This window comes from Roseibium algae (genome assembly GCF_037783265.1).
Classification (GTDB): domain Bacteria; phylum Pseudomonadota; class Alphaproteobacteria; order Rhizobiales; family Stappiaceae; genus Roseibium; species Roseibium algae.
This window is the reverse complement of sequence record NZ_JBAKIA010000001.1, coordinates 768,333-794,953: the sequence shown is the minus strand read 5'-3', so window position 1 is coordinate 794,953 and position 26,621 is coordinate 768,333. Positions and strand designations below refer to the sequence as shown.

At 53.0% G+C, this 26,621-nt stretch carries 26 protein-coding genes and 1 pseudogene; 19 read left to right on the top strand and 8 right to left on the bottom strand.

The genetic code is table 11. The features are described 5' to 3' along the window. The first annotated feature begins 33 nt into the window (after positions 1-33). The 8 genes from V6575_RS03640 (at position 34) to V6575_RS03605 (ending at position 6,806) form a co-directional block, all read left to right on the top strand. Complete coding sequence (locus V6575_RS03640; RefSeq protein WP_340272687.1) at positions 34-849, top strand: ABC transporter ATP-binding protein; 816 nt, start codon at positions 34-36, stop codon at positions 847-849. A gap of 36 nt (positions 850-885) precedes the next feature. After that, entirely contained in the window at positions 886-1,767 is an 882-nt protein-coding gene (locus V6575_RS03635) for an ABC transporter permease (protein ID WP_340272686.1), read from the top strand. Positions 1,768-1,770: 3 nt separating this feature from the next. Next, on the top strand, positions 1,771-3,102 hold the full coding sequence (locus V6575_RS03630; RefSeq protein ID WP_340272685.1) for a cytosine deaminase: 1,332 nt from the start codon (positions 1,771-1,773) through the stop codon (positions 3,100-3,102). After that, positions 3,099-4,505, top strand: coding sequence for an FAD-binding oxidoreductase (locus tag V6575_RS03625; RefSeq protein WP_340272684.1), 1,407 nt, complete (start codon positions 3,099-3,101; stop codon positions 4,503-4,505). Before V6575_RS03630 ends, V6575_RS03625 begins: the two co-directional genes overlap by 4 nt. Positions 4,506-4,619: 114 nt before the next feature. After that, positions 4,620-5,201, top strand: a complete 582-nt coding sequence (locus V6575_RS03620) for an NAD(P)H-dependent oxidoreductase (protein WP_340272683.1) — start codon at positions 4,620-4,622, stop codon at positions 5,199-5,201. Then, positions 5,201-5,788 carry an NAD(P)H-dependent oxidoreductase gene (locus V6575_RS03615; protein ID WP_340272682.1) on the top strand — a complete coding sequence of 196 codons (588 nt, stop codon included), beginning with the start codon at positions 5,201-5,203 and terminating at the stop codon, positions 5,786-5,788. Before V6575_RS03620 ends, V6575_RS03615 begins: the two co-directional genes overlap by 1 nt. A gap of 120 nt (positions 5,789-5,908) precedes the next feature. Then, positions 5,909-6,406: a MarR family winged helix-turn-helix transcriptional regulator gene (locus V6575_RS03610; RefSeq protein WP_340272681.1), complete on the top strand. Its 498-nt coding sequence runs from the start codon at positions 5,909-5,911 to the stop codon at positions 6,404-6,406. 163 nt (positions 6,407-6,569) lie between these two features. Next, the gene (locus tag V6575_RS03605; protein WP_340272679.1) at positions 6,570-6,806 is read left to right on the top strand and encodes a hypothetical protein; all 237 of its coding nucleotides are present in this window, start codon (positions 6,570-6,572) and stop codon (positions 6,804-6,806) included. Positions 6,807-6,849: 43 nt separating this feature from the next. Here V6575_RS03605 and V6575_RS03600 read toward each other — a convergent pair whose 3' ends face one another. Then, positions 6,850-7,317 (bottom strand): methylated-DNA--[protein]-cysteine S-methyltransferase, encoded by a 468-nt coding sequence (locus tag V6575_RS03600; protein WP_340272678.1) that lies wholly within the window; start codon positions 7,315-7,317, stop codon positions 6,850-6,852. Positions 7,318-7,465: 148 nt separating this feature from the next. Here V6575_RS03600 and V6575_RS03595 point away from each other — a divergent pair, with 148 nt between their 5' ends. The 5 genes and pseudogenes from V6575_RS03595 (at position 7,466) to V6575_RS03575 (ending at position 11,662) form a co-directional block, all read left to right on the top strand. Continuing rightward, positions 7,466-8,407, top strand: a complete 942-nt coding sequence (locus V6575_RS03595; RefSeq protein WP_340272677.1) for a DMT family transporter — start codon at positions 7,466-7,468, stop codon at positions 8,405-8,407. 116 nt (positions 8,408-8,523) lie between these two features. Beyond that, positions 8,524-9,169 (top strand): annotated as a pseudogene (locus V6575_RS03590) (L,D-transpeptidase). A gap of 79 nt (positions 9,170-9,248) precedes the next feature. Then, positions 9,249-9,764 carry an OmpA family protein gene (locus tag V6575_RS03585; protein ID WP_340272727.1) on the top strand — a complete coding sequence of 172 codons (516 nt, stop codon included), beginning with the start codon at positions 9,249-9,251 and terminating at the stop codon, positions 9,762-9,764. Between the two features lie 81 nt (positions 9,765-9,845). Continuing rightward, positions 9,846-10,994: a LacI family DNA-binding transcriptional regulator gene (locus V6575_RS03580; protein ID WP_340272675.1), complete on the top strand. Its 1,149-nt coding sequence runs from the start codon at positions 9,846-9,848 to the stop codon at positions 10,992-10,994. Positions 10,995-11,119: 125 nt separating this feature from the next. Beyond that, positions 11,120-11,662: an NADPH-dependent FMN reductase gene (locus V6575_RS03575; protein WP_340272674.1), complete on the top strand. Its 543-nt coding sequence runs from the start codon at positions 11,120-11,122 to the stop codon at positions 11,660-11,662. Positions 11,663-11,711: 49 nt separating this feature from the next. Here the strand turns inward: V6575_RS03575 and V6575_RS03570 are convergent, their stop codons facing one another. From V6575_RS03570 to V6575_RS03550, 5 genes are all read right to left on the bottom strand, one after another. Next, entirely contained in the window at positions 11,712-13,904 is a 2,193-nt protein-coding gene (locus V6575_RS03570) for a sensor domain-containing diguanylate cyclase (RefSeq protein ID WP_340272673.1), read from the bottom strand. A 119-nt stretch (positions 13,905-14,023) separates the two neighbouring features. After that, a complete protein-coding gene (locus tag V6575_RS03565) occupies positions 14,024-14,902 on the bottom strand; it encodes an isocitrate lyase/PEP mutase family protein (protein WP_340272671.1) in 879 nt (292 codons plus the stop codon). 10 nt (positions 14,903-14,912) lie between these two features. After that, entirely contained in the window at positions 14,913-16,187 is a 1,275-nt protein-coding gene (locus V6575_RS03560) for a TRAP transporter large permease (RefSeq protein WP_340272669.1), read from the bottom strand. After that, on the bottom strand, positions 16,184-16,687 hold the full coding sequence (locus V6575_RS03555) for a TRAP transporter small permease (protein WP_340272667.1): 504 nt from the start codon (positions 16,685-16,687) through the stop codon (positions 16,184-16,186). Before V6575_RS03555 ends, V6575_RS03560 begins: the two co-directional genes overlap by 4 nt. Before the next feature lie 92 nt (positions 16,688-16,779). After that, the gene (locus tag V6575_RS03550; RefSeq protein WP_340272666.1) at positions 16,780-17,784 is read right to left on the bottom strand and encodes a TRAP transporter substrate-binding protein; all 1,005 of its coding nucleotides are present in this window, start codon (positions 17,782-17,784) and stop codon (positions 16,780-16,782) included. 199 nt (positions 17,785-17,983) lie between these two features. On the opposite strand from V6575_RS03550, the gene V6575_RS03545 reads away from it, so the two are divergent. After that, the gene (locus V6575_RS03545) at positions 17,984-18,946 is read left to right on the top strand and encodes a 2-hydroxyacid dehydrogenase (RefSeq protein WP_340272665.1); all 963 of its coding nucleotides are present in this window, start codon (positions 17,984-17,986) and stop codon (positions 18,944-18,946) included. 34 nt (positions 18,947-18,980) lie between these two features. On the opposite strand, the gene V6575_RS03540 is transcribed toward V6575_RS03545, so the two are convergent. After that, positions 18,981-20,162 (bottom strand): pyridoxal phosphate-dependent aminotransferase, encoded by a 1,182-nt coding sequence (locus V6575_RS03540; RefSeq protein ID WP_340272664.1) that lies wholly within the window; start codon positions 20,160-20,162, stop codon positions 18,981-18,983. Between the two features lie 106 nt (positions 20,163-20,268). Next, a complete protein-coding gene (locus V6575_RS03535; RefSeq protein ID WP_340272663.1) occupies positions 20,269-20,982 on the bottom strand; it encodes a polyamine aminopropyltransferase in 714 nt (237 codons plus the stop codon). A 230-nt stretch (positions 20,983-21,212) separates the two neighbouring features. Between V6575_RS03535 and V6575_RS03530 the strand changes: the two genes are divergently transcribed. The 5 genes from V6575_RS03530 (at position 21,213) to V6575_RS03510 (ending at position 26,560) form a co-directional block, all read left to right on the top strand. Beyond that, positions 21,213-22,202 (top strand): fatty acid desaturase, encoded by a 990-nt coding sequence (locus V6575_RS03530; protein ID WP_340272662.1) that lies wholly within the window; start codon positions 21,213-21,215, stop codon positions 22,200-22,202. A gap of 150 nt (positions 22,203-22,352) precedes the next feature. Then, entirely contained in the window at positions 22,353-23,414 is a 1,062-nt protein-coding gene (locus V6575_RS03525; protein ID WP_340272661.1) for a CobW family GTP-binding protein, read from the top strand. 9 nt (positions 23,415-23,423) lie between these two features. Next, positions 23,424-24,398, top strand: coding sequence for a WD40 repeat domain-containing protein (locus V6575_RS03520; RefSeq protein WP_340272660.1), 975 nt, complete (start codon positions 23,424-23,426; stop codon positions 24,396-24,398). Positions 24,399-24,442: 44 nt separating this feature from the next. Continuing rightward, entirely contained in the window at positions 24,443-24,940 is a 498-nt protein-coding gene (locus tag V6575_RS03515; protein WP_340272659.1) for a DUF2937 family protein, read from the top strand. 27 nt (positions 24,941-24,967) lie between these two features. Beyond that, positions 24,968-26,560: a gamma-glutamyltransferase family protein gene (locus tag V6575_RS03510; RefSeq protein WP_340272658.1), complete on the top strand. Its 1,593-nt coding sequence runs from the start codon at positions 24,968-24,970 to the stop codon at positions 26,558-26,560. Positions 26,561-26,621 lie beyond the last annotated feature (61 nt).

Sequence of the window (26,621 nt, the reverse complement as noted above, 5' to 3'; positions counted from 1 at the left end):
TTTTGATTTAGTCCGTGGTTGTGAGGCGCTTGCATGACAGCCAAGGTAATCGGGACGGGGCAGGGTGCTTTGGCGCCTGCCCCGGCAGTTATATCCATAAAGCAGATCTCTAAGACCTTTTCGAATGGAACGGTTGCGCTGCGCGAAATGTCTTTGGACATACGTCAGGGAGAGTTTGTAAGCCTGCTGGGGCCTTCGGGCTGCGGTAAGTCGACAGTTCTCAGGATCGTTACAAGTCTGACCGGTCCGACGACGGGACGTGTGGAATGGCCCATGGAAACGGCCGCTCAGGATGATCATGGGTTGAGCTTCGTGTTTCAGGAGCCGACTTTGATGCCATGGGCGACGGTTTTTGGGAATGTCTGGCTTCCACTCAGGCTCAGGGGCGTGACCAAACGGGACGCTTATGACAGGGTGATGGAAGCTCTGGAAATGGTCGGGCTTGCTGGTTTTGCGGAGAGCTATCCGCGGGAACTGTCAGGCGGGATGAAAATGCGCGTGTCGATTGCGCGTGCATTGGTGACCAAGCCGAAGGTTCTCCTGATGGATGAACCGTTTGCGGCGCTCGACGAGATTACACGTTTCAAGCTCAACAACGATCTTCTGCATTTGTGGGAGACGTTCGGGTGGACCGTCGTGTTCGTAACCCATTCGGTTTTTGAATCTGTGTATTTGTCGAACCGGATTGTCGTCATGGCCTCCCGGCCTGGGCGGGTTGTGAATGATATGCGGCTTGATGCGCCATATCCTCGCGGCGATGAATTCCGGACGTCAGCGGAATACGGCGACTATTGCCGAACCGTTTCCGAGGCACTTCATGCAGCCATGGATGCCAACGACCACCTGTGACGCGTTCGCGCCAGTGGTATAGGAAAGAGCGAAACAATGAGTGTTCTGACTGAACAAGCTGTTGTGCTGCCTCAAGAGTCGGGGCAGGAGACACTGCTTGACCCCATGGAAATCCGCAAGGCACGTGCGGTGAAAATTGAACGTATCGGGCGTTGGGTATTGCCCGTCGTTATTCTGGCTGCGGCGATAATCCTGTGGGATCGCATATGTGTTTGGAATGAAATTCCCCACTATGTTTTGCCGCGTCCGGCTTTGGTTCTGGAGTCGCTGATCTCCGATTGGTCTATCCTCTCCGTCGCGCTCCTGAACACGTTGAAAATTACCTTTGGAGCTCTGTTTATTGCGACTTTTGGCGGGTTGGCTCTGGCGGTTCTGTTCACCCAATCGAAGTGGATAGAAATATCCTTTTTCCCGTTTGCGGTGATCCTTCAGGTCACGCCGATCATTGCGATTGCGCCACTGATTTTCATCTACGTGGATTCTGTTCAGGTTGGATTGTTGATTTGCGCCTGGATTGTGGCCTTCTTCCCTGTCTTGTCGAACACGACACTTGGACTTAATTCAGCTGATCATAATCTGAGAAACCTGTTCCAGATGTACGGGGCCACGCGATGGCAATCGCTTCGGTTTTTGAGGCTTCCTGCGGCTATGCCGTATTTCCTCGGCGGCTTGCGGATTGCTGGCGGTCTGTCCCTGATAGGGGCAATTGTCGCTGAATTCGTTGCCGGTTCTGCTGGTTCTGGGTCCGGATTGGCCAATCAGATCCTGGAGGCAAGTTATCGCCTGAACATCCCACGCATGTTCGCTGCAGTGATTTTGATATCGGCAACCGGGATTGCGATTTTCCTGGTGATGAATCTGGTTTCCCATCTTCTGTTGCGCAAGTGGCATGAGAGTGCGCTGAAGCGGGAGAATTGATTCATGGCACATGTACTTGACCGTGATGTGCAGAGCGATGGCATTCTCCACAGTGCCCATGTTCCCGCTTGTCTTTTGCCTAGCGATGTCGCGGGTTCTGACCCAACTGCTATCGTTGCCGTTGATATCGAGATCTCCGGTGGGAATCTATCGCAGATATCTCCTGCTGGAACTGGAAACTGCCAAGGAAACGCAAGCTTCAACCTCGATGGTGGTATGGTTTTGCCTGCTCTCGTCGACATGCATACGCATCTGGACAAGGGCCACATCTGGCCGCGCCAGCCCAACCAGACGGGTACTTTTGACGGCGCACTTGACGCTGTTGGGGCCGACCGCATTGCGTCCTGGACTGCAGAAGACTTGCGTGAACGTATGCAATTTGGTCTGCGCTGCGCCTATGCTTATGGCACGTCTGTCATTCGAACCCACATCGATAGCATTCCCCCTCAGGATGCGATTACCTGGCCGGTGTTCGAAGAACTGCGGGATGATTGGAAGGACCGCATCATTTTGCAGGGCTCTTGCCTCTTCGGAATTGATCGGTTGGAAGACGACTTGCCGTTTCTGGAGAGCATTGCTGATCGGATGAAATCTGCAGGCGGAGTTCTGGGAGCTGTTACCTATATGGTTCCGAATCTGGACCGGCATCTGGATGCGATCTTCAAGGCTGCCATGGATCGCGGGCTGTCGCTTGATTTCCATGTAGATGAGACGAAAGACCCGAATGCCCACAGCTTGCGGTCGATTGCTGAAGCGGCGATCCGGACGGGTTTTGACGGGAAGATAGTCTGCGGCCACTGCTGTTCTCTCGCGCAGCAAGGCGAAGATGAGATCGATGAAACGCTGGACCTGGTTGCAAAGGCTGGCATCGGCGTTGTCTCGCTGCCCATGTGCAACATGTATCTTCAGGATAGAGAGCCAGGGCGTACGCCACGGTGGCGCGGTGTGACGTTGCTGCATGAAATGAAGGCGCGCGGCATTCGGGTCGCTGTGTCCTCCGATAACACACGTGATCCATTTTATGCCTATGGCGATCTGGATTTGATAGAGGTCTACGCGCAAGCAACGCGGATCCTGCAATTGGACCATCCAATTGCAGACTGGATTTCGGCAATCTCAACGAGCCCTGCCGAGATGCTTGGTGTAGAGGCTGGGCGTTTGACTCTCGGCAAACCTGCAGACCTCATTCTGTTTCGCACTCGAAGCTGGAGTGAGCTTTTGTCCCGCCCGACAGGGGCACGCGATGTCTTGCGCCGAGGGCGTAGCTTGACCGAAAGTATTCCGGACTACCGGGAACTTGACCATTTGATGACTGGAAGCGGAGCAGTGTCATGAGCACTCTTGAAACCCTCAAAGCGACACTGGCCGGTTTGCAGATCGAGGATAATCCGCAACTGGTCAAGCAAAAAAGCCGGGATTTCTTTTGGTATTCGCCAGTTCTGAAGCGCCAGCTGGATGATGTGACAGCTGACTTTGTTGTGACGCCGAAGACCGAGGATGATGTCATTCGGGTTCTTAAGGCTTGTTATGAAGCAAATATTCCGGTCACAGCGCGTGGAACTGGGACTGGCAATTACGGTCAGGCGATGCCGTTGGCCGGTGGTGTTATCCTGAACCTCGCCGAGATGGACAAGGTGAAGGAGATCCGTCCCGGCGTTGTTGTGGTTGAAGCAGGTGCGATCATCTCAAAGATCGACGATGAATGCCGGGCTCATTCGGGGCAGGAATTACGGCTTCATCCCTCTACATATCGTACCGCGACAATCGGCGGCTTTATTGCTGGCGGATCAGGCGGCGTCGGGTCCATCAACTGGGGCGGTCTTCGTGACCTCGGCAATGTCTTGCGGCTCCGTGTGTTGACCATGGAAGCTGAGCCACGTGTCCTGGAGATGACTGGCGAAGACCTACACAAGGTCATGCATGCCTATGGGACCAACGGCATCATTACTGAAGTCGAGATGCCGTTGACCACGGCCTATGATTGGGTCGATGTGCTGGTTGGTTTTGACGCATTTATGGACGGGGTTCAATTTGCTGATGATCTTGGCAATCTGGATGGTCTGCTGGTCAAGGAAATCGCGCCGATTGCAGCCCCTTTGCCTCATGACTATTTTCTGAGACATAAGAAATTTATCGGCAAGGATCAGTCTGTCGTCGTCTGCATGGTTGCGCCTTTTGCCATGGATGCGTTTGCGTCTTTCGTGGCTCGTGATGGCAATGCATCGATTCTGTATCGTTCAGATACGGCGGAGGAGAGTGAAAAGAAGGGCCTGCCGTTTGCCTATGAGCTGGCTTGGAACCACACGACTTTGCGCGGCCTTCGCATAGATCCGAGCATTACCTATCTGCAGGTGCTTTATCCTTATCCGAACCAGATCGAAAAAGTCCGGCTCATGACGGAACTGCTCGGTGATGAGGTGCCAGGGCACCTTGAATACGTTCGTTTCGATGGCAAGATCACGTGTTTTGGGTTGCCAATCGTTCGCTATACGAGTGAAGAGCGGCTCAATGAAATCATCAAGTTGCATGAGGACAATGGCTGTCCGGTCTTTAATCCGCACCGTTACACCCTTGAAGAGGGCGGAATGAAACAAACGGATGCGATTCAGTTGTCGTTCAAGAAGGAAGCCGATCCGAAGGGGCTTCTAAACCCCGGCAAGATGATTGCCTGGGAGGACCCTTCCTACGACTATTCGTCTGAAAAGCTGTTTCTATTCCCCGGATTGCAGGGCGCATAAAACGGTTCAATTTATCCTGTCTGCCATGATCGGCCGCCTTGCTGTTTCAGCGGGCCGTCCCTTTGTCATGTCTGGACCTTAGTGTCAGGTTTGACGCAAAACATTGGAGTGACCATGCGGGTTTTGGTTTTATACGCGCATCCGGTTGAAACGAGTTTCGGAGCCTCCCTGCATAAGCAGGTTCTGACCTCACTGGCGGCCGCTGGGCATGAGATTGATGACTGTGACCTCTATGTGGAAGACTTCGACCCACGGCTGACCCGCGAGGAACGGATTGGTTATCATGATATTGAGACCAATTGTGCGCCCGTGGCTGCGTATGTTGATCGTTTGCAGGCGGCAGATGCTCTTGTGATCGTGACGCCGGTCTGGAATTTTGGTTATCCAGCCATCCTGAAAGGCTTTTTCGATCGGGTTTTCCTGCCAGGGGTTTCTTTCAAGATGAAAGATGGCAAGGCCTCGCCCTGCTTGCATAACATCAAGAAACTGGCGGTCGTCACGACCTATGGCGGCACACGTTTGCGCGCTTTTCTGGTCGGTGATCCGCCGCGAAAAATTGCAACCCGTGTTTTGCGTGCTGTGATCAAGCCTGTCGCACCAGTCGCCTATCATGCTCTTTACGATATGAACCGCCGAACGGACGCTGAATGCACGACCTTCCTCGGCAAGGTGGCGTCTGCCATGGAGAAATTTTAATGCGTGCCCTCGTCGTTTATTGTCACCCGTGTCCAGAGAGCTTCAATGCAGGCGTTCTGGAGACCGCGGTAACCACTTTGGAAGCTGCAGGCCACGAGGTAAGACTTCGTGATCTCTACAAAGAAGATTTTGCGCCGGCCATGAGTGCAGAAGAGCGCCGCGGATATCATGACATTGACGACAATGTTAAGCCGGTTCAAAAATATGTCGATGATATCTGCTGGTGCGAGATGATCGTGTTTGTCTATCCAACATGGTGGTTCGGCCTACCGGCGATGCTCAAGGGTTGGTTTGACCGGGTTTGGGTGCCGCATGTTACTTTCACAGTCCCTACGGCTACTCAAGGCATGAAGCCAAATATGCAGCATATTAAACGCATCGCTGTTGTCACCACCTGTGGTGCAACATGGTGGGTGTCCAAGTTAATAGGCGAGCCTGGGCGTAAGACCATTATGCGGGGCATGAGGGCGCTTTGTGCCCCAGTATGCAAGACGCTTTATATCGCACATTACAAGATGGACACATCCACGGATCAAACGCGTGCTCGGTATCTGGCTAAGGTCAAGAAACGCCTTTCAGCATTCTAAATATTCTTGCTTTGCAGATGATTGTCATTTGACGGTTAAATACATTCGCTAGGCTCAGCTCGAATCTGGCAATGTAATGAAGCTGGATTCTCATTCGACTGACGGGTGGGAGCCTTAGTAATGGCATTTAACTACAAGAAGAGCGTGACCTTTCGGCTTGTGCAGGCTGCTAAGGCGCAAAGGGCACGTTCAGGCAGTCATCTGATGCGGATCGGCTTGCATCCAGGTCAGGAACTTGTTCTCAAGGTCCTGGCAGACAGTGACGGGCGTACCATGAGCCAATTGGCTCTCGCGCTAGGCGTTCAGCCGCCAACGGTTACGAAAATGGTCACGCGTCTGTCCGCGCAGGGATACGTGCGTCGGCAGGTGTCTGATACAGACGGTCGTCTGGCCCGTGTCTATCTGACTGAAGAAGGCAGTGCGCTGGTTGAAGGGGTTGATCGTGCCTGGAAGCGCCTTGAGCGAGAAGCTATGGCAGGCCTTGATGACAAGGATCGCAAGAAGCTGCGCAAGCTGCTGAGGCTAATTGAAAAAAATCTTTCTCTATCCGTGGATGAAGACCCCGATCACGAAAATGATACGGACGTTGAACCAGAAACAGAGCTTGTTATCGCCTGAGATGTTTATTCAGAAGGCGGGTTAGATAACATGACGTAGAATTCGGTTTCTGAGCTTTAGCGGCTGTCCTGCTTTAACCAAACTCGCTGTCTTGTGTTGCAGGCCTTTTCCTCGATCCCTATGTGAAGTGAGAGCTTTTGAAGCGATTTCGCGAGATTGGGTTATGACACGACAAACTTTGAATGAAGAGCGCGGTGCGCGTGATGCTGCCGAATTGAAACGGCGATTTCACAAAGTTTCATCCCGTTCCAAGATCGGTGGCAGGTCGCGCTTGTTTACCGGTGGTGGTTTGAGGCCGGTGGGGCCGTCTCATGGTAAGCCAATGGGGATCGGAAAGGCTATCGTGGTTTGGTTGATGATTGGCCTGATTGCCTTTGCCATCGGCTCTTTCATCCGTTGATTTCGGAATGGTCGGCTTTGCTGCTGGCCCATGGTTCTGGTGGCTAGACTAGAAACGGATACCCTCCTTCCAATTTCAGTAGGGCTATCTTCGTTTGAACACCTCCAGAGCCTGAAAATCCGCCAAGCCCTTGGGCAGACAATACCCTGTGACACGGGATTATAATCGGGATCGGATTGGCACCACAGGCCTGCCCGACTGGCTGCCCGTAAGACTTCAGATCTTTTGCTATGTCGCCGTAGGTGCGCGTGTTTCCATAAGGTATTGCAGACATCGCACTGTAGACGGATTGATGAAACTCAGATCCCTTCGGGGCAAGCGGAAGATCGAACGTTTTTAAGGTTCCAGCGAAATAAGCATTGAGTTGGTGTGCAGCCTCCTGAAGCACGTTAGATTCAGAACTGGTACCAATATTTTCCGAAACATCCTGCCAATCCAAAGATCTGACCTTGCCCTCACTTTCGCAGATAGTGAGGTTGCCAACGGGCGATTTGATTGAAATGGATGGCATTGCGCTCTGCTTGGTCTGTATGGACTAAGCAAGACTACCCTGCGTACCGTTGGCATGGAAAGAGGCCTTTCAACGATCATCGCCCAAGCCTATCCTCGTTTGGTTATTCGGCGCTTCCGCGCGGTGCACTTTTGGAAATTTTCATATCATGGCGGGTCAGAACGAGATCAAGGTTCCAGGCGGCTCTGCCGCTGGCCCTGTCGAGGTATCTGCGAGTAACGGCGGTTTTGCGCAGACATCGCTGACAGCTATTGGACTGATCCTGCTCGCCTGCCTATGCTTTTCAGGGCTTGATGCGACGGCGAAGTACCTCAGTCAGTCTCTGCCTCCGCTTCAAATTGTCTGGATGCGTTTCGTCGTACATGTGGTTCTTGCGCTTGTTCTCTTCCGTGTCTGGAAAAACCCGAAGTTTTTTAAAACCGGACGTCCTGTCCTACAAACGGTTCGCGCATTTACCCTGTTAGGCAGCACCGTCGGCAACTTTATGGCGGTCCAGTACCTGCAATTGGCTGAGTCCATGTCGATCCTGTTTGCAGCACCGTTTGTTGTGACTGCGTTGGCGGGGCCGATGCTTGGAGAATGGGCCGGTATGCGGCGCTGGGCGGCGATTGTGGTTGGTTTCATAGGGGTTATAATTGTGACGCAGCCGGGCAGTGGCCAGATGCACTGGGCTGCCATTTACTCGGTTGGCGCGCTGGTATGTTATGCTCTCTATGCCCTATTAACCCGTAAGCTGGCAGAGACTGATTCATCTGCAAGCATGTTGTTGATCTCTGCAGCCGTTGCTGCTTCCGCAATGACGCCTGTTGGACTTTCAGTCTGGGTTGAACCACCGAGCCTGTTTCATTGGGGGCTACTGTTGTCGACGGGTGTTTATGGCTGTATCGGGCATTGGATCTTCATTCATGCGCACCGATTGGCTCCTGCGCCGGTTCTCGCTCCCTTCATTTATGTTCAAATTGTCTGGATGGTCGCGCTGGGCTATCTGGTTTTTGATGATGTTCCTGCCATAAGCACGCTTGTGGGGGCATCCGTCGTGGTGGCATCAGGGCTCTATATTCTGTACCGTGAACAGGTTAGGAAGAATTAACGGCTCCGCCTTGGCGTCGGAACGTGTTCCTGTTGACGCTTGAATGAAATTATCGCCTTAATAAGGAGCGATGATTGGAAAACCTGTCTTTTGGACAAGCAATCCGGGGGGATGCAATGTCACTGACGCGTAGAAATTTTCTTGTTGGAAGCACCTTGTTAGGTGTGGGTTCTCTTGTGAGTAGGCCTGCTTTTTCGAATGCAGCCGCGAACGCTTATTTTGATGGTTTTCGTGAGGACAACGGCTTTCGCTATCGGGTTACCAACTTCAAAAAGATCGACCCTGTTTGGCAGCGGCAGATGGTCAAGTACTTCAGCCCTTGAATCGCCCGGCACAGTGGTTGTCGATACTCGGAACCATTTTTTGTATGTTGTCTGGGAGAACAACACGGCACTTCGATATGGTGTTGGTGTCGGCCGCGAGGGCTTTCAGTGGTTTGGCCGTTCGCGGATTGATAGAAAAGCGCTGTGGCCAAGATGGGTGCCGCCGCCTGAAATGCTTCAACGCCAACCTGACTTGCCTCGTTTGGTCGAAGGCGGGGCCGCAAACAATCCGCTGGGGCCGCGTGCCCTTTACCTTTATCGGGACGGCGGGGACCTTGGCTACCGATTGCATGGCACTTTAGAGCCTTGGAGCATCGGGCGTGATGTATCCAGTGGCTGCATTCGTATGTTTCCGGAAGATATTATCGACCTTTACCAACGATGCCCAAAAGGTACGAAAGTTCTGGTTCTTAAGCATTTGGGCGCAAGTGCGGGCTAGATAATTGCATGATAAATAGGGGGCATGATTGTGCCGCCTTGCGTTTATTCTTTTGGGGGGTGATTTGACTGGTTTTGCAATGTTTGGGCGTGGTGGCATTCTGTCTGTTGTGATTGCTGGACTCTTGGTCTCTGGCTGCAACAGCGTTGGAAGTCTGAGCACGCCTGACGTCACAAATGCGACCGCACCCGGATTTGTGGATATGAAGCCGGGATCCGAAGAGGAGTTCATGCTCAACGTTGGGCGGCGTGTATACTTCGACAAGGGATCTGCGGTTGTCACAGACGAGGCGCAAATGACGATAGTGCGTCAGGCCGATTGGCTGAAGAAAAACAAAGGCTGGCTTATCAAGGTTCAGGGACATGCAGATGACCCGGGCAGTGAGGCGGTCAACAAGGCTCTTTCCGAAAAGCGCGCTGAGGCCGTCATTGCGGCTCTTGCTGCCCTTGGCGTCGACCAAAAGCGTATGTGGGCCAAGGGGTATGGCATCGAACGTCCGGTGACAAATTGTGACGACATCACGTGTCAATCGCAAAACAGGCGGGTTGTCGTGAACTTGCGTCGGGAATTCGACGATTCAGCACCTGGCCGATAAACGGATGTCTGATTGCGAGAAGCTGTCTGGCCTGTTACTGACCATTTATGTTGTTGCGCGTCGCAGGCTTGAGACTGATGTATGACCGATGATACGGCCCCTGAAAAACCGGCATCGGGTGTTTTGGCTCCTGATGGATCGGCTGTTGATGACTTTCAGGAAGATGAAGTCACAGGCGAGTTTTTCAAACCTGGAAAGCGGCTGACACTTGGGCATATTGCTGATCTTCTCGGGGTGTCGACCGCGACTGTATCGCTTGCTTTGCGAGACAGCCCTTTGGTTGCAGAGGAAACGCGCCTGAAGGTCAAGAAGACCGCCGAGGACATCGGCTACATCTACAATCGCTCTGCTGCCTCGTTGCGTACTGCCAAAAGTCAAATTGTCGGAGTTGCCGTTCACGATATTCTGAATCCCTATTTTGCTGAAGTTTTTTCCGCTCTGGAAGATGTGCTTGAAGAGCAGGGGCAGATGATTTTCATCTGCAATCACCGCGATGATGTGAAGCGCCAGAGGGCGTTCATCAACACTCTGCTGCAGCACCGGGCAGATGGGCTTATTCTGTGTCCGTCGGTTGGAACGACAACAGAAGAAATCAATCGTCTGGTTGGACAGGGCATTCCGGTTACTTTGATGTGCCGGGAGGTTCCCGGTGTTTGGGCGCCTTGTATCCGCGGCGATGATGTTACGGGTGCGTACGCAGTCACCAAACATCTTATCGACCAGGGTCATGAGAAGATCGGGATGATTGGCGGGCGACGAGAAAGTTCAGCGGGACGCTGTCGACATCATGGCTGGCGGAAAGCCCTGACGGATGCAGGGATAGACGCAACAAAGCAGCTGGATATTCCCGAGTTGATGACTCAGTCCGATGGACGGAAGATCGTGCCCGAGATCCTGAATGCCAAGAACAAGCCGACTGCGTTGATGTGCTTCAATGACTTGGTTGCCTTGGGAATGATGCCAGTGTTTCGCCGAATGGATGTGGAGCCTGGTCCCGATATGGCGATTACCGGCTATGACGATGTCGATGGAGCGGGGAGCCGGACGCCTGCCTTGACGACAGTCTGTAACCACGCTGATAAAATTGGTCGTCTGGCGGCCTTGACCCTGTTGCGCCAGATCGCAGGTGAACGGGTTCCCAACCGGCCAATTTTGATCGAGCCGGACCTTCGTATTCGAGAAAGTTCGCCTCCGCAGGGTGTTCGACTTGGGCCAAGGCTCGTCGAGTAGTCGGAGGGCAGCTGAGATTATGAGAGATCGTGAATTGCTAAATTAATGTGGTCGGTCATGATGCAGATAACGATACTAGGCAGCTTGCCCTAAGTTCGTTGAATGATCTTTTTGGGAGATGGGTTTTGTCAGGTTTAAAGCTGCTTGGAATTTCGGGTTCGCTGCGTAAAGGCTCTTTCAATACGCTTCTCGTCAAGGAATCCGCACGTTTGTTCGAGCCTGAAACGTTCATGATGGCCGATATCAGAATGCCGCTTTATGACGGGGACCTTGAAGACGCTGAGGGGATGCCAGAGGCGGCAGTCAAACTTCGGGCTGATATTGAAGCTGCGGATGCAATTGTGATCTCGACCCCGGAATACAATAAGAACCTGCCAGGCGGTTTAAAAAACGCGCTGGACTGGATCAGTCGTGCACGTCCAATGCCGATGAATGACAAGCCGGTTGCCATTTTGTCAGCCGCGGCTGGTGTTATGGGCGGCGCGCGCGCTCAATATTCCCTGCGTCATTGCCTGACGGCGTTTGCCCCCCGAGTGCTTCAGGGGCCTGAGGTTCTGATTGGTGGCGCGGCCAAGGCATTCAACGAGGCTGGCCAATTGGAAAATGACCGCAGTGTGGTGCTGTTGAAGTCGCTGATGGATGCGTTGCGGCGGGAAGTATCTCGCTAGAGCCATTTTCTGTCGGAGTATATTCGGCAATTTTTTAGTGGGGCAAAGCTCACTCCGAGATTGAAGCTGCTGCAATCTGCGGTTCAGGTCTGTAGAGGCGGCAAAGGTCTCGCCCATCTTCCTTTGCTTGATAGAGCGCTATATCAGCTCTGTTCAGCACTGTGGAGAATTCGATATCATCACGGGTAATGGGTGCAATCCCCAGACTGCAAGTCACGTCCTCACTCATCTCGGGCAGGCGGCAATTTTGACTGATTTTCTTACGCAGTCGCTCACACACCATCAATGCAGAGTCACTATCTGCGCTGTCCAGAAGGATGCAAAACTCTTCCCCCCCGATGCGCCCAAAGACATCAATTGCGCGTAGTGCACTGGTGAGCGTATCGCAAAAACGCTTGAGAACGCGATCCCCTAAGCCATGCCCATATGTGTCATTGATTGATTTGAAATTATCGATATCAAGCAGTACGGCTGAAAAGACTTTCCCCGTTCTGCGATATCTGGCGACCTCGGTGTTCGCTCGCTCCATGAAGGACCGACGATTCAAAATGCCAGTCAAATCATCAATGCTTGCAATCCGCTCCAGGCGGATCTTGGCATCCATGAGCGCCTTGTGATCTTGTTGACGCGCGATTTCGTTGCCAACCCAGTCCGCGAACTGGCGAATAATTTCCCGATCTGTTTTTGAAAAACGACGCACGTGTTTGCTTTGGCTGGAAAAATTGATAGTTCCGTAACGCTCGCCATCAACCAGAAGCGGCGCACCGATATAAGCTTCGAGTGCAAACGTCTTATAACACGGATGTTGGGCGAGGCTTGATTTGGCTGTATAGGCGATTGCGACAGGTTTGTCGGCTGCAAGAGTATGGCTGCAATAGGTATCGCCGAGCTGAAACACTGCTCCGCGCTGGATTTCATCATTGGGGCATTCAGCCCAATTTATGGCGTACTTGTCTTCGGCGATTTGACTAATGATGCCAAAAGGGAGGTCGAAATGTTCGCAGCCTATGCGAAGAATTTGCTGAATTTTCTCGTCGCTGCACAGCTCACGGGTCGAGGTCGCCGAGTAGAGCTCACTGAGTGTTGTCTCGACTTTCTTTTTTTCCGTAATGTCAGTGGAGAATATAATCAGCCCAATTGTGCCGCCAGATTCATTGGTCTTAGGGATATATTCCACCATGGCGTCACGGCGAATGCCATCTGGATAAAGCCCATTCACTTCGTGTTTGCCTCGTTCGCCAGCCAGAGCCTGAGCGAATTTCTTTTGCGTTTGAATTCTGAGGTCTTGGGACAGGATGTTCCTGATATTTTTGCCGACCAGCTCAGATGGAGCAGATGAGAACCATTGCGCGCCATATTCATTTATAAATACGCAGGTTCCATTTGGATCTACCTCGGCTATGGAGCATGATAAGCTGTCGGTCAGAATTGTAATGTCGGCGTAGGCGGTGCGCAGTTGTTCTTGTGTATTTTTAAGTTCGGTAATGTCCGTGCGAATGCCTGCAATACCGTTCGACGGCGTGCGTCGTTCGGAGATCCTGAGCCACCTGCCATCGCCGAGTTTTTGCTCTACAATGGATCCATCTGCGTTTTGGTGCCTCTCAAGCCGGGCATCAAGCCATTGGTCCATGGATTGCGAACCCGTGTCATATTGGCCATTTAGAAGACCGAACTTCAAAATGTTTTTGAAGCTTTCTCCAGGCATCATGGCCTTCGCGGAGTCGGGATATATTTTCTTGTAATTCTCATTGCAGATAACCAACTGGTCGTCTGCGTCGTACAATGCAAAACCCTCTGAAATAGATTCCATCGCATCTTGAAGGGTCGCAGCCGATTCTTCAGCCTTCTCTTCCAAGGCAATTCGATCCGAAATGTCCCTGCCAATGAAAAGAAACCCTGAATGGTCTCCTGTCTCGTTAAAAAGAGGCGTGGACATTACTTCGCAGGTAAACACCGAGCCGTTCTTGTGTTTAAACCTAACGGCGTATTTCTGACCATCTTTGTTCTGAGCTGCAGATGCATGAATTTCACCAGCTGCAGCATAGTCCTGTGGACTTGCATAGATCTGTTCGCTGGTTGCTCCAATCAATTCCTCGCCGGAATATCCAAACAGGTTTTCCATTGCGCGATTGACAAACAGTATGCGCCGACATGGGTCAACAATCGCGACGCACTCGCTCATTGCCCCAAACGTTTTTTCCAAGTCCAGACGGATGCCGCCGATTAAGTCAGGCTGATGCATCAGGAAGCCACCTTCTTATAACTCTCGCCTATACTCCTGTGTAAGTTATAATAAATTGATACCTGATGTTATTTTACTTGATATTTTGTATTTTTATTCAAGTTTAAAATAAAGTATTGTTATAATTTACACTCTCTGTTCGAGCTCTTGTATTGTTCTGAATTCGTATAATAAGAATTAAAGCCAATTTTATCGCGAAGTGTCTTGAAATCCATAAGATGTGGGTCTCTGGGGTTGTCCTTTGATAGGGCATCTAACACAGTATTCATGGCCTGCATTGCAGCGGCCATCAACGTCAGTGGGTAGGCGGCAATTGAGTAGCCGATATCTCTTAGCTCAGAATGCGGTAAATCGGGTGTTTCGCCACCTTCCACGATGTTGGCCATTTTCGGGCCTGGAAGCTCGCGGCAAAGGATCTTCATTTCTTCTTCGGTTTTGGGGGCTTCGACAAACAGTATATCTGCGCCAAGTTCCCTGAATTTCGAAGCCCGGTCGATCGCTTCAGTGAGGCCGTGATCATGCCGAGCATCTGTCCTGGCCAGGATCAGAATATCCGCGCCTTCGGCTCTGGCATCATTCGCCGCACGTATCCGGTCAAAGGCTTCCTCACGAGAAACCACCGCTTTGCCGGGCGTGTGGCCGCAGCGCTTGGGTGCCAGCTGGTCTTCGATCATAACTGCAGCTGCCCCCGCCTTTGCGAAGCCTGCGACTGTACGGCGGACATTCATGGCATTGCCATAGCCAGTGTCACCGTCCGCGATCAACGGGATCGTTGTTGCTTCGGTGATGTTGCGCGCCTGATCAAGCACCTCGCCATAGGACATCAGTCCGAGATCGGGCTGTCCGATGCGTGAGGCAGACGTGGCAAAGCCAGACATGAATGTGAGATCGAAGTTCGCCTGTTGAACCAATTTGGCTGACAGCGCGTCGAAACAACACGGCATGACATGCAGCTTGTCTTGCGCCAGAAGGGCGCGCAGCTTTTCAGCAGGGGACATGGATTCGTTCCTAGAGCTTGAAAGGAATGTAGAGAGCGAGATCGGGCCACATATACAGAAGTAATACGCTGCCCAGCATGATCAAAAGGAAGGGCATTACCCCACGGGAGACATCTGACAGGCTCGCTCGAGCCACCGATTGAATGACATAAAGGTTCAGGCCGACGGGCGGGGTGATCAGGGCACATTCCACCAGGATGACCATATACACGCCGAACCAGATGGGATCGAAGCCCATTGCAAGTGCGGCTGGCAAGAGTACTGGCGTCATGATCAGCACCATGGAGAGCGCTTCAAAAACCAACCCCATGATCAGCAGAACGATCGAGACGACAATCACAAACGCGAACGGGCTGTCGATTGTCTGGCCAATGAAGGCGGAAATGTCTTGAGGGATCCGGTACAGGGTGATGGCTTTGCCAAAGACCTTTGCTCCAGCAATGATCAGAAGAATGGCAACTGTGGTGGCCATGGCTTCAAAGGAGGCATCCCGCAGACCCTTCCAGGTCAGTGTGCGCAAAATGAATGTGGTGATGAAGAGGGCCGCTGCGAAGCCGACAGCAGCGGCCTCTGTCGGAGTTGCCGCGCCTGTATAGATTGAGCCGATTACGATGGCGGCGAGCAACATGCTAGGCAAAGCGCGTATCGTTGCCGGTTTTCGTTGTGCCCAGTTGGACGCAGGCTCTGGAGTGAAGCCACCAAACCAGCGGGCATAAATCATGGCGAAGGCAATGAAGAGAACCACCAGAAGAAGGCCCGGGCCAATGCCAGCCAGGAAAAGGGCAATGACAGACTGTTCGGTGACGAAGCCGTAGACGATCATGGGGATCGATGGCGGGATCAAAATGCCAAGCGTGCCTCCTGCAGCGAGCAGGCCATAAACGAAGCGCTTTTCATATCCGCGCTTGATCATTTCGGGAATGGCGACAGTGCCAATCGTTGCAGCTGTCGCGACAGATGATCCGGAAATGGCAGCAAATATTGCGCAGGACAAGATCGTTGCCACGGCAAGGCCACCTGGCCAATGACCGACCCATGCATGAACGGCTGCGAACAGATCTTTGCCAACGCCGCCTTTGAGCAGAACATTGGACATCAGCAGAAATAGGGGCACGGCCAGAAGAATAAAGCCATCCAAGGTCGATAGGACGGCCTGTGGTGCCATGAGAGGCGAAAATCCACCGGCAATCAGCAGAGTCAAACCGAGGCCGCCGAGTGCGAAAGCAACAGGGACGCGCAATAACAGAAGCGAAAAAAGCGCGACCAGAATCATCAAAGTGCTCATTCGTGGGCTCCTTGAGAAGGGCTGAGGTCGCGTTTGCCACTCAAGGCGCCATAGGCCTCAATCAAGGCTTGAGCACATAAAAGACCAAAACCGACAGGTATCGCCAGCTCGGAGACCCATGTTGGCATGTCGAGCATTGAGCCGGTAGTCCGGCCGCGCTCGAATGAGTCCCAGAAAATGCCTCCGCCTTTCCAAGCTACGATGAAGGAAAAACCGGCGACAAACATCATTGCAAATGTTTCTGTAAAACGGCGCTGTGTTTCTGACAGCAGGCCGACGAGTGCATCGACAGCGATATGACGTCGAGCCTCCAGCAACCAGGCCATCCCCAGCAGGGATCCCCATATCAGGGTCAATTGGGACAGCTCTGCAGCCCAAATCGTTGGGGCCGTAAAGAAGTGCCGCGCGATCACTTCATAGGTGAGCATGACGCCGGCCATCACGAAAAGACCCGCGGCTAGCCAGGCAAGCGTTTTTGTCAGGGTATTGAAATATTTCATGAAACAACAACAACAAGAGGAAATCCTCCGGGAGCAGAAAGCACCCGGAGGCTTAGGGGTCTAGCCCTGGTCAGTCAGATGTCCAGCAGGCTTTAGAGACCCTGAGCTGCTTTCATGACTTTGGCGCCGAGGTCGCCAGCTTTTTCGGTGTATGTGTCATATACAGGTTTGGACACGGCTTTCCAGGCGGCAGTCTCTTCGGCTGTTGGCCGGTAGATTGTCATGCCATTTTCTTCCGCGGCAGCGTAGGCTGCGGCTTCAATGCCGGACATCCGGTCCCGAACGTCAGCTTCGGCTTTCATGGCGGCAGCCTCAATGAGAGCCTTATGCTCATCAGAAAGGCCGTTCCAGAAATCGGTGTTCACAACAACGATGAACTCGATGTCAGCGTGGTTGGTGACGGTCACCGTGTCCATGACTTCCCAAAGCTTGCGGGACTTCACGCCAGAAATACCGGTCATGCCGATATCAACCGTGCCGCGCTGATATGCGAGGTACTGTTCGGAGCCTGACACGAGCGTTGGTGCGCCTCCAGCTGCCTTGACGAAGTCGCCGAGGGTTTTGCCAAAGACACGGACCTTTTTGCCTTCCATGTCAGCGGGTGTCTTGAGCGGGCCGCCGTTGGAAAGCAGAATGGCTCCACCATAAGCCTGCCACCAAAGGACCGTTGAACCAGTGTCTTTTATGGCTTCATCAAGAGGGCCACGAACTGGTGAGCCTTTGGCTACAGCTGCACGAACTTTTTCTTCGCTGTCAAACAGGAACGGCTGATAGAAAATGTCGACTGCCGGTATGTCGCCGACATAACGGGTCAGGGATGCAACTCCCATTTCAATGGCACCTGCGCCAACAGCTGCCGGGACTTCCTTGTCCTTGTAGAGCTGCGCGCTGTCATAGATTTCTACAGCGATCTCGCCATTGGATGTCTTTTCCACTTCTTCCTTGAAGAGGGAGAGGTTTTGTCCAAGGTGACTGGTCAGCGGAAGCTGAAGTGAAATGCGCAATGTCGTATCGGCAGCCTGGGCCGTTGAGGCATATGCTCCAGCGAACATGCCTAATGCGAGAGTGGCGCGCGCCACCCAATTAATCGTTTTCATTATTTCCTCCCAGTTATAATTGTGGGCAGATTGCCGCATGCCCTACGTATGGTCAATATGCTGATCCGAAAACCTTTTCGGGTCTGTTGGTGGGATGCTAACCGAAGGTTGAGCAGATCGCCCTTGCCATCATCAGCCAAATCCATTCAGATCCGCACAGTATGAAAAATGGGCCTTCATCGGTCTAAAGGGGATGATTATGACTAAAATTGATATTCTGGTGCCGCGGGCAATGCGTGATGTGGTCATCGACGGTCTGGCGACAAAGTTTAATCTCCACAAGACCTATGAGGCTGCTGATCCGAAGGCTGCTATCGAGGCGGTTGCCGAGCGCATCAAAGGCATTGCAGTGCTGGGTGCCAAAGTCGATGCGGATTTCCTCCAGCAGTTCCCCAGCCTTGAAATCGTTTCCAACTTCGGTGTCGGCTACGACAACATCAATGCGGTTGAATGCGGCAAACGTGGTGTCATGGTGACTAACACGCCTGATGTCTTGACCGAAGAGGTTGCGGACACTGCCATCGGGTTGCTGATCATGACTGTTCGGGAACTGTCAGCGGCTGAAAAATGGGTGCGGGACGGGAACTGGACTGGCAAAGGCAGCTACCGCCTGACCAAAGGAACACTTCGGGGTCGAACGCTCGGCATTTTGGGCCTCGGCCGAATTGGTAAGGCAATCGCATTGCGGGCTGAGGCTCTGGGCCTTGCAGTTCATTATCATGGGCGGAGCCGTCAGGCGGGTGTTGAATACCCTTATCACGACACGCTTGAAGGTATGGCGGAAGCTTGTGATACCTTGATGCTGGTCGCGCCTGGTGGGGAGGACACCCATCATCTTGTGAATGCCGAGATCCTGAAAGCGCTGGGGCCGGATGGGGTTTTGATCAACGTTGGTCGTGGAACTGTTGTTGACGAGGCGGCGCTGGCGCAGGCACTTGCTGACAACACGATCCATGCTGCGGGTCTGGACGTTTTTGAGAATGAACCCCAGGTACCGGAAGCGCTGTTGAAGCAGAGCAATCTGGTGGTGCTGCCACATGTTGGATCCGCGTCCGTTCATACCCGTGATGCGATGGGGCAACTTGTTGCAGACAACTTGTCTCAGTGGTTCGAGAAGGGCCGCGCCATCACACCGGTTGCGGAAACCCCGCAAAAGGCATGATGGCTGTCACGTTCGGAAAAGCTGGGTGCAAATCCTAGCTTTTCCGGTGTTCTGCGAGGAATGTCTCCATCCGCTTCAGGGCGCGTTGGATGTTCTCTGTCGAATTGGCGTAGCTCAGGCGAATGTACCCCTCGCCGAGGATGCCGAAATCAGGCCCGCCGATCACAGCAACACCGGCTTCTTCAAGAAGGGCGGAGGCCAATTCCTTGGCCTTCCAGCCCGTCGCCTTGATATTTGGGAAGGCATAAAAGGCTCCGAGCGGCGTGCGACAGGATGTATCGGGCAAGGCATTCAGGCCTTCTACAACCACTTTTCGGCGTTTGTCGAACTCGGCAACCATGGCGCGGGCTTCATCTTGTGGGCCTGTCAAAGCGGCCATTCCGGCATATTGCGCCGTTGCATTGACGCAGGACCATGCGTTGACGGCGAGCTTGCGTGCCTTGTCGGTCAGTTGATCGGGCCAGAGCGAATAACCCATGCGCCATCCTGTCATGGCATAGGTCTTTGACCAGCCATCCAGCAGGATCAGACGGTCACGGATTTCCGCAAAGCCAAGCAAGGAGACATGCTCCATGCCGTCGTAAGTCATCTGTCCATAGATTTCATCAGACATGATGGCGACATTCGGGAAGGCTTCCAGTCCCCTGACCAGCTTTTCGATCTCGGAGCGCGGTGTAATACCGCCGGTTGGGTTCGCCGGTGAGTTGAGGATGAGCAGCCTGGTCTTGTCGGTCAGAAGAGAGAGTGTTTCCTCCGCTGAGAACGCGAACTCATTTTCTTCGCGGATAGGAACCGGTATTGGCTTTGCACCGGTGAACTCGATCATGGACCGGTAGATCGGGAAACCCGGGTCCGGGTAGAGAATTTCCGCGCCTGGTTCTCCAAACATCAAGATGGCCATGAACATGGTCACCTTGCCGCCGGGGACGATCAGAACGTTGTCCGGGTTTGTGTCTACGCCGATGCGTTTGTGCAAATCGGAGCAAACAGCCTCACGCAATGGGAGGATGCCTGTTGCCGGGGTGTAGCCATGGTGGCCATCCCTGAGCGCCTTGATCGCGGCTTCAACAATATGACCGGGTGTTTGAAAGTCCGGCTGGCCGATGCCAAGGTTGATGATGTCCCGGCCTTCAGACGCAAGTTTTGTGGCGCGCGCCAGCACGGCGAAGGCGTTTTCTTCGCCAATACGATCAAATCCGGCGATTGTTTTAAGCATATTTCCCCCGTTGGATTTTACTGCTATTTTGAAGCGCTCAATCATCCATGTCACGAATTCATAAATGAGATCGATTGACGATTGAGCGCATATATTTGGCAGGCAGTCAGAGTGTTGCAGTATAGACTGTGTTGGTTTCCTCGACATCATTCAGCGGACTGGTGAATGGAATGACGTGGCTTTCGGTTTTTGAAAAGACGTCGTTGAGAACCGCTTCAAACCTGGCTTCAGGTGGATCATTTGACCACAGCGCGAACACCCCGCCGGGGCGAAGATGTTGCGCAAGGCTCCTCAAGCCGTCTGTGGTGTAGAATTCGAGGTTCTTCGAATCGAGCACATTTGTCGGCGAGTGGTCTATATCAACCAGGATAGCATCGAATTTTTTGCCTTGCTCCTGATTGTCAAAGCCTGAGGACGAGGCGGCCAGGTCAAAGAAGTCGCCATGCTGAAAGCGGCAGCGACCATCTGCGGTCAGTTCCTGTCCGACAGGCAGCAAACCCTGTTCGTGCCATTCGATGACTGGATCCAAAGCGTCGATCACAAGAAGCGACCCGACGCGCTTGTCCTGGAGTGCTGCTCTGGCCGTATAACCCAGGCCCAATCCGCCGACAGCAACTTGAAGGTCCTCTCCAGTTACCGCGTCCAGTCCAAGCCGAGACAGGTCTTCTTCGGCGACAACAAAGCGGCTGGACATCAGATAGGCGTCGCCCAGAATGATCTCATAATAGTCATCGCCGGAGAGCATGTCACGCCGCCGCCGCAGGCTCAGAGCTCCGATTGGGGTCGGTCGATGATCCAATTCTTCGAAAAATGCGCTCAATGGGATGACTTTCTTGTGAGCGCACATGGCGCTAAGGTTCAGCTGCGAACCATAGACAAAATGGGGTAGTTTTCCAGCATAACTGCATTTTATGGTTGGAAGTTTTGAGGAAACTGTTCATTCTGCGACAGAAGGTTCATTGACCTAAGGCCTTGCGTCTGGCTAAACCCTTGTCTCAAGGGGGTAGGTCCCGAAAAGAAAACAACAATAACGACAGTCGGGACATCCCATTGCTGAAAGATCAAATCCAGGAGCTCGCGGTCCATTGTGCGCGCTACCGCACTCCGAATGGCTGGCGCGCTGCAGGCCAAATCGCGACGACGACACTTCCGTTCTTCGCGCTCTTCTTGGCCATGTATTTCAGCCTTGATTATAGTTATTGGCTGACGCTAGCGCTTGCGGTTCCAACTGCTGGCTTGCTGATCCGCTTCTTTATCATTCAGCATGACTGTGGACACGGCTCATTCTTCTCTTCGAAGCTGGCCAATGACATCACTGGGCGTATCATCAGCATCGTGACATTGACGCCTTATGCGTATTGGCGGCGGGCTCACGCTCTTCATCACGCATCTTCTGCAAATTTGGACCGGCGTGGCATTGGTGATATCACCACTTTGACTGTCGAGGAGTATCGGGCGCTGCCGTTTTTGCGGCGGGTTGGATACCGCATTTATAGAAATCCGTTCTTTTTGACGATTGTCGGGGGTGTGTTACACTTCCTGATCATCCAACGTTTGCCGTTCACAGTGCAACGTTCATCCTGGCAGATGACAACCAGCGTTTTGGCGCTGAATGCGGCAATTGTGGCGGTGTATGGCGCGCTGGTATACGCACTTGGGTGGACTGACTTCCTGATGCTTTTTGCCCCTATCGTCGTGGTTTCATCTGCTGGCGGTGTGTGGCTCTTTTACATTCAGCACCAGTTTGAAGAGACGCATTGGTCAAATGAAGAGGAATGGGACCGGAAAACAGCTGCGGTTCTTGGATCTTCCTATTATGACCTGCCGAAAATTCTGGACTGGTTCACGGGAAATATTGGCCTGCATCACATCCATCATCTTTGCAGTCAGATCCCGAACTATCGGCTGCAGGAGTGCATGGCGGCGAAGCCTGAGTTAGCCGATATTAATCGCATGACAATTTGGGAAAGCTTGAAATGCGCTAATCTTGCGCTGTGGGACGAAAAGTCCAAACGTCTGGTTTCATTCTCTGGGGCTTGAATGCCTTGCTGCATTGGATGATGTTGATAAGGCGCAGGTAGTGTGCCTTATCGCTCGTTCTGGTAATGGGGGAATGAGTGTCTATATTCTTCAAGATTCACGGCTGGGCAGTCTGTCCAGCCATTTCTGTATCCGATCTGGGGATGTCTCATGTCTGCGTCTCAACAAACTGAAACTGCACAAATTCCGGTTACAGTACTGACTGGCTATCTTGGTTCCGGCAAAACAACGCTGTTGAACCGCATTTTGACAGAGAGTCATGGTCAGAAGTATGCCGTGATTGTCAATGAGTTTGGCGAAGTGGGGATCGATAACGATCTGCTCGTCGAATCTGACGAAGAAATTTTTGAAATGAACAACGGTTGTATTTGCTGCACGGTGCGCGGCGATCTGATCCGGACTGTTCAAAACCTTATGAAGCGCCGGGGTGCGTTCGACGCAATTATCGTCGAGACGACCGGTGTTGCAGATCCGGCTCCAGTTGCTCAGACATTCTTCATGGATGACGATGTGCGGGCTGCGTCCAAGCTTGATGCTGTGGTAACCGTTGTTGATGCACGGCATGTGCTTCAGCGCTTGAAAGACACGGAAGAAGCCGCTGACCAGATCGCCTTTGCCGATGTTATCCTGATCAACAAGACTGATCTTGTATCGAAGGAAGAACTAAGCACGGTTGAAGCACGGATCCAGTCTCTCAACCCTTATGCTGTGCGCCATCTGACAGAGCGTTGTGCGGTTGACCTGAAAGCCGTGCTTGATCGTGGTTCGTTTGATCTGGATCGTATTCTGTCGCTTGATCCGCAGTTTCTTGAAGATGATCACGGACATGACCATCATCATCACGACCATGGTCATAGCCATGATCACGACTGCGGGCCTGACTGTGATCACGAAGACCATCATCATGATGCTCCCCATTCGGTTAAAAGTATTTCGCTGACAGCGGGTGATCTCGATCCGGATCTGTTCTTTCCCTGGATCAATCAGGTAACCCAAGCTCAGGGAGCAAATATCCTGCGTTTGAAGGGCATCATTGCGTTGAAAGAAGATCCGCAACGTTATGTGATCCAGGGCGTACATATGATTGTCGAGGGAGATCATCAGCGGGACTGGAAAGAAGATGAGCCAAGACAGAGCCGCCTTGTTTTCATCGGACGCGAACTCAATTGGGATTATTTGAAGCAGAGCTTTCAAGCCTGCGTGGTGAAGTAGGGGAACAGCGTGCCGACAGTTGCTCCGATCGACGTGGACGGCTTTGTTGTCCGCGCCGGTTTTTTAAATGACAGTCCCTTCTTCGCGCTTGGCGATGGCTCCATCTGTTTCGCTGAAGGTGGTGAGCATCGTGTGCAGATGCACAAGGGTGGTCTCCTTGCCGTTGAAATGACCCTTGATGGTAAAGCGCTGGTGACTGCTGGGGATGACGGGCTAATTCAGAAGGTCACCCCTGGATGCGAGATTGTTACGCTCGCTGAGCGTCCTCGCAAGTGGATTGATCTGCTTGCCTGTGGCCCGAACGATTCGGTTGGTTTCGCATCTGGACGCACTGCCTGGGTCCGCTTTGCTGATGGCAAGGAAAAAGAATTCGCTCATGAGCGTGCTGTTGGCGGACTTGCCTTCGCGCCCAAGGGCATGAAGCTGGCTGTTGCCCGCTATGACGGAGCTACAATCTGGTGGGCCAATGCGGATGCTGCTCCGCAGGAAATGACCTGGAAAGGGGCCCATCTTGGCATCGGGTTCTCTCCGGATGGCAAATATCTGTTCACCTCCATGCAGGAAAACGCTTTGCATGGCTGGCGTCTTTCAGACGATCAGGACATGCGGATGACTGGCTATCCATCCAAGGTGAAATCCTGGAGCTGGTCGTATAAGGGGCGCTATTTGGCGACTTCTGGCGCGGCTGCTGCGATTTGCTGGCCGTTCTTCGGCAAGACCGGCCCCATGGGGCAGTCGCCATTGCAGCTGGGCACGCGCGGAGACACGATAGTGTCTTCAGTGGCCTGTCATCCAAAGGAAGATGTCATTGCGGTAGGCTATCTTGACGGGATGATCATGCTGTGCCGTTTCGAAGACAATGCAGAAGTTCTTCTGCGCCGTCCTGGCAACGGACCTGTGAGTTCGATCAGCTGGGATAGTATGGGGGAACGCATCGCGTTCGGGTCTGAAGTCGGTGAGGCAGGCATTATCGCGCTGAAGTAGTCGCGCATTAATCTGGCGTGCCGTTCGTAGGGAGGACTGGCAATATGGTGCGGATGATCATGCTGGTTTTTTCAATTCTCTGTGGGACGGCAACGTCACAGTTGCCCGAATTTGCGCAGCAATATCTTCAACGAATTGGCGGTGCGATTGATGCGCTTCAGACGGTCATGACTGATTTTGAAGATGATGCGGCGGCTTTTGGATTAAGTGTTGATGATGCCATCACCCGGCTGAAGTCTGGTGATGACGGTTTTGCTCGCGAACGGGGTGAGACCATGGAGCAGACCCAATATCGGCTTTCACAGCTTGTCGACCAACAGGAGGCGTTGGCCGCAGCTGGGCCTTTCTCCAGATTGGCAGTGGTTCTGGAATCCATGGATACAAAGCTCGCCAAGTCGACGGCAGAAGACTATGAACCTGCATTGCCTGTGACCGTAGAAGGTGCAGTCAGTGCTGGAGTGGGCGGCCTTTTAGGTTTCCTTGGCCTCAGCTTTCTGTTCTCCCTTGGGCGGTTTGCCAGACGGCGCCGAGCCCCTCAATAAGCACAAACCTCTTTCAAGGATTTGGTCATGGACACGATTACTTCGTCCAGCGGAATGGTTGTTGCTCCGCATAAGGCTGCAGCGGATGCTGGTGCCGAAATCCTTGCGGAGGGAGGATCTGCAATCGAGGCGATGATTGCAGCTGCTGCGACCATTGCAGTTGTTTATCCGCATATGAACGCCATCGGCGGTGATGGATTCTGGTTGATTTCGGAGCCTAACAAAGACCCCAAGGCACTGATGGCCTGCGGGAGTGCTGGGTCCAACGCGACGATCAATCTCTATAATGATGCTGGCTTCGGAGCGATTCCGACAAGAGGACCTCTTGCGGCGCTGACGGTTGCCGGAACTGTTGGGGGCTGGGCCAAGGCCAAAGAGGCTGCAAAGGCGATTGGCGCAGGCAAAATCCCAAATCGGGAACTATTGAGCGCCGCTGTTCGATACGCCAAAGAGGGCATCGTTGTGTCTCGCAGTCAGGCGGATCTGACAGCTGAAAAACTTGGCGAGCTCAAAGATCAGCCGGGCTTTGCCGATGTTTTCCTGGTTGATGGCAAGGCGCCGAAGCAAGGTGACATTCTCAAGCAAGAGCGGCTTGTTGATACGCTGCAGCACCTTGGCTATGATGGGTTCGAGGACTTTTATCGGGGCGATGTGAGTGCGGCGATTGCAGATGATCTTGAAAGAATCGGATCTCCTGTCACGAAGAGGGATCTTGAGAAGTTCGAAGCGCGCTTCAAGGAACCGCTGAAAGTCGATTTGAAATGCGGGACGGTGTTTAATGCACCGCCGCCAACGCAAGGCTTGGCCTCCCTGATCATTCTTGGTCTCTATGACCGCCTCTCGAAAAGCGATCGTGAAGGCTTTGATTTTGTCCATGGCCTCGTTGAGGCGACCAAACGTGCTTTTTTGGTTCGTGACCGGATCATTACAGATCCTATGCATCTGCCGGAGCCAGCGAAATCCTTCCTTACACCTGAGTGGCTGGCCGAAGAAGCTGCGAAAATTGATATGCGTCGCGCGCTGGCCTGGCCCCATGTCGGTAAAGCTGGCGATACAATCTGGATGGGCGCAGTGGATAAGAAGGGCGTCGCTGTGTCCTTCATTCAGTCGATCTACTGGGAATTCGGTTCGGGCTGCGTGCTGCCAAAGACAGGTATCACTTGGCAAAATCGCGGTGCGAGCTTCTCTCTCAGGCCTGACGCGCTGAATGTTTTGGAACCGGGTCGCCAACCATTTCACACCCTGAACCCGGCGATGGCACGGCTTTCAGACGGGCGTTTGATGACCTATGGGACCATGGGCGGGGAAGGGCAGCCACAAACGCAGGCGGCAATCTTCGCACGTCATGTTCTGAATGGTCTGCCGGTTGGCGAGGCGATCGATGAACCGCGTTGGTTGCTCGGGCGAACCTGGGGCGATGACACGACGGCTTTGCGTGTGGAAAACCGTTTTGACCCCGATCTTGTCCGTGATTTGGAAAAGGCCGGACATGAGGTGGTACAGATGCAGTCCGATTACTCTGACACCATGGGCCATGCAGGCATGATTGTACGCAATGACAAGGGGGGTCTTGAGGGCGCGCATGATCCACGTGCAGATGGCGGCGCTTCTGTCGATTGATATTTACGACGTTGTAGCCTGACTTGCAAAAAGAAGCCTTTTCAGCATGACTGTTGCAAGT

What these genes read in the sequence shown, in the direction of transcription:
- V6575_RS03515 (WP_340272659.1), top strand. Translation starts at nt 24,443, where the DNA reads ATGGTGCGGATGATCATGCTGGTTTTTTCAATTCTCTGTGGGACGGCA.
- V6575_RS03555 (WP_340272667.1), bottom strand. Translation starts at nt 16,687, where the DNA reads ATGAAATATTTCAATACCCTGACAAAAACGCTTGCCTGGCTAGCCGCG.
- V6575_RS03585 (WP_340272727.1), top strand. Translation starts at nt 9,249, where the DNA reads ATGTTTGGGCGTGGTGGCATTCTGTCTGTTGTGATTGCTGGACTCTTG.
- V6575_RS03550 (WP_340272666.1), bottom strand. Translation starts at nt 17,784, where the DNA reads ATGAAAACGATTAATTGGGTGGCGCGCGCCACTCTCGCATTAGGCATG.
- V6575_RS03605 (WP_340272679.1), top strand. Translation starts at nt 6,570, where the DNA reads ATGACACGACAAACTTTGAATGAAGAGCGCGGTGCGCGTGATGCTGCC.
- V6575_RS03635 (WP_340272686.1), top strand. Translation starts at nt 886, where the DNA reads ATGAGTGTTCTGACTGAACAAGCTGTTGTGCTGCCTCAAGAGTCGGGG.
- V6575_RS03620 (WP_340272683.1), top strand. Translation starts at nt 4,620, where the DNA reads ATGCGGGTTTTGGTTTTATACGCGCATCCGGTTGAAACGAGTTTCGGA.
- V6575_RS03525 (WP_340272661.1), top strand. Translation starts at nt 22,353, where the DNA reads ATGTCTGCGTCTCAACAAACTGAAACTGCACAAATTCCGGTTACAGTA.
- V6575_RS03630 (WP_340272685.1), top strand. Translation starts at nt 1,771, where the DNA reads ATGGCACATGTACTTGACCGTGATGTGCAGAGCGATGGCATTCTCCAC.
- V6575_RS03540 (WP_340272664.1), bottom strand. Translation starts at nt 20,162, where the DNA reads ATGCTTAAAACAATCGCCGGATTTGATCGTATTGGCGAAGAAAACGCC.
- V6575_RS03615 (WP_340272682.1), top strand. Translation starts at nt 5,201, where the DNA reads ATGCGTGCCCTCGTCGTTTATTGTCACCCGTGTCCAGAGAGCTTCAAT.
- V6575_RS03610 (WP_340272681.1), top strand. Translation starts at nt 5,909, where the DNA reads ATGGCATTTAACTACAAGAAGAGCGTGACCTTTCGGCTTGTGCAGGCT.
- V6575_RS03580 (WP_340272675.1), top strand. Translation starts at nt 9,846, where the DNA reads ATGACCGATGATACGGCCCCTGAAAAACCGGCATCGGGTGTTTTGGCT.
- V6575_RS03600 (WP_340272678.1), bottom strand. Translation starts at nt 7,317, where the DNA reads ATGCCATCCATTTCAATCAAATCGCCCGTTGGCAACCTCACTATCTGC.
- V6575_RS03565 (WP_340272671.1), bottom strand. Translation starts at nt 14,902, where the DNA reads ATGTCCCCTGCTGAAAAGCTGCGCGCCCTTCTGGCGCAAGACAAGCTG.
- V6575_RS03570 (WP_340272673.1), bottom strand. Translation starts at nt 13,904, where the DNA reads ATGCATCAGCCTGACTTAATCGGCGGCATCCGTCTGGACTTGGAAAAA.
- V6575_RS03545 (WP_340272665.1), top strand. Translation starts at nt 17,984, where the DNA reads ATGACTAAAATTGATATTCTGGTGCCGCGGGCAATGCGTGATGTGGTC.
- V6575_RS03640 (WP_340272687.1), top strand. Translation starts at nt 34, where the DNA reads ATGACAGCCAAGGTAATCGGGACGGGGCAGGGTGCTTTGGCGCCTGCC.
- V6575_RS03510 (WP_340272658.1), top strand. Translation starts at nt 24,968, where the DNA reads ATGGACACGATTACTTCGTCCAGCGGAATGGTTGTTGCTCCGCATAAG.
- V6575_RS03625 (WP_340272684.1), top strand. Translation starts at nt 3,099, where the DNA reads ATGAGCACTCTTGAAACCCTCAAAGCGACACTGGCCGGTTTGCAGATC.
- V6575_RS03595 (WP_340272677.1), top strand. Translation starts at nt 7,466, where the DNA reads ATGGCGGGTCAGAACGAGATCAAGGTTCCAGGCGGCTCTGCCGCTGGC.
- V6575_RS03560 (WP_340272669.1), bottom strand. Translation starts at nt 16,187, where the DNA reads ATGAGCACTTTGATGATTCTGGTCGCGCTTTTTTCGCTTCTGTTATTG.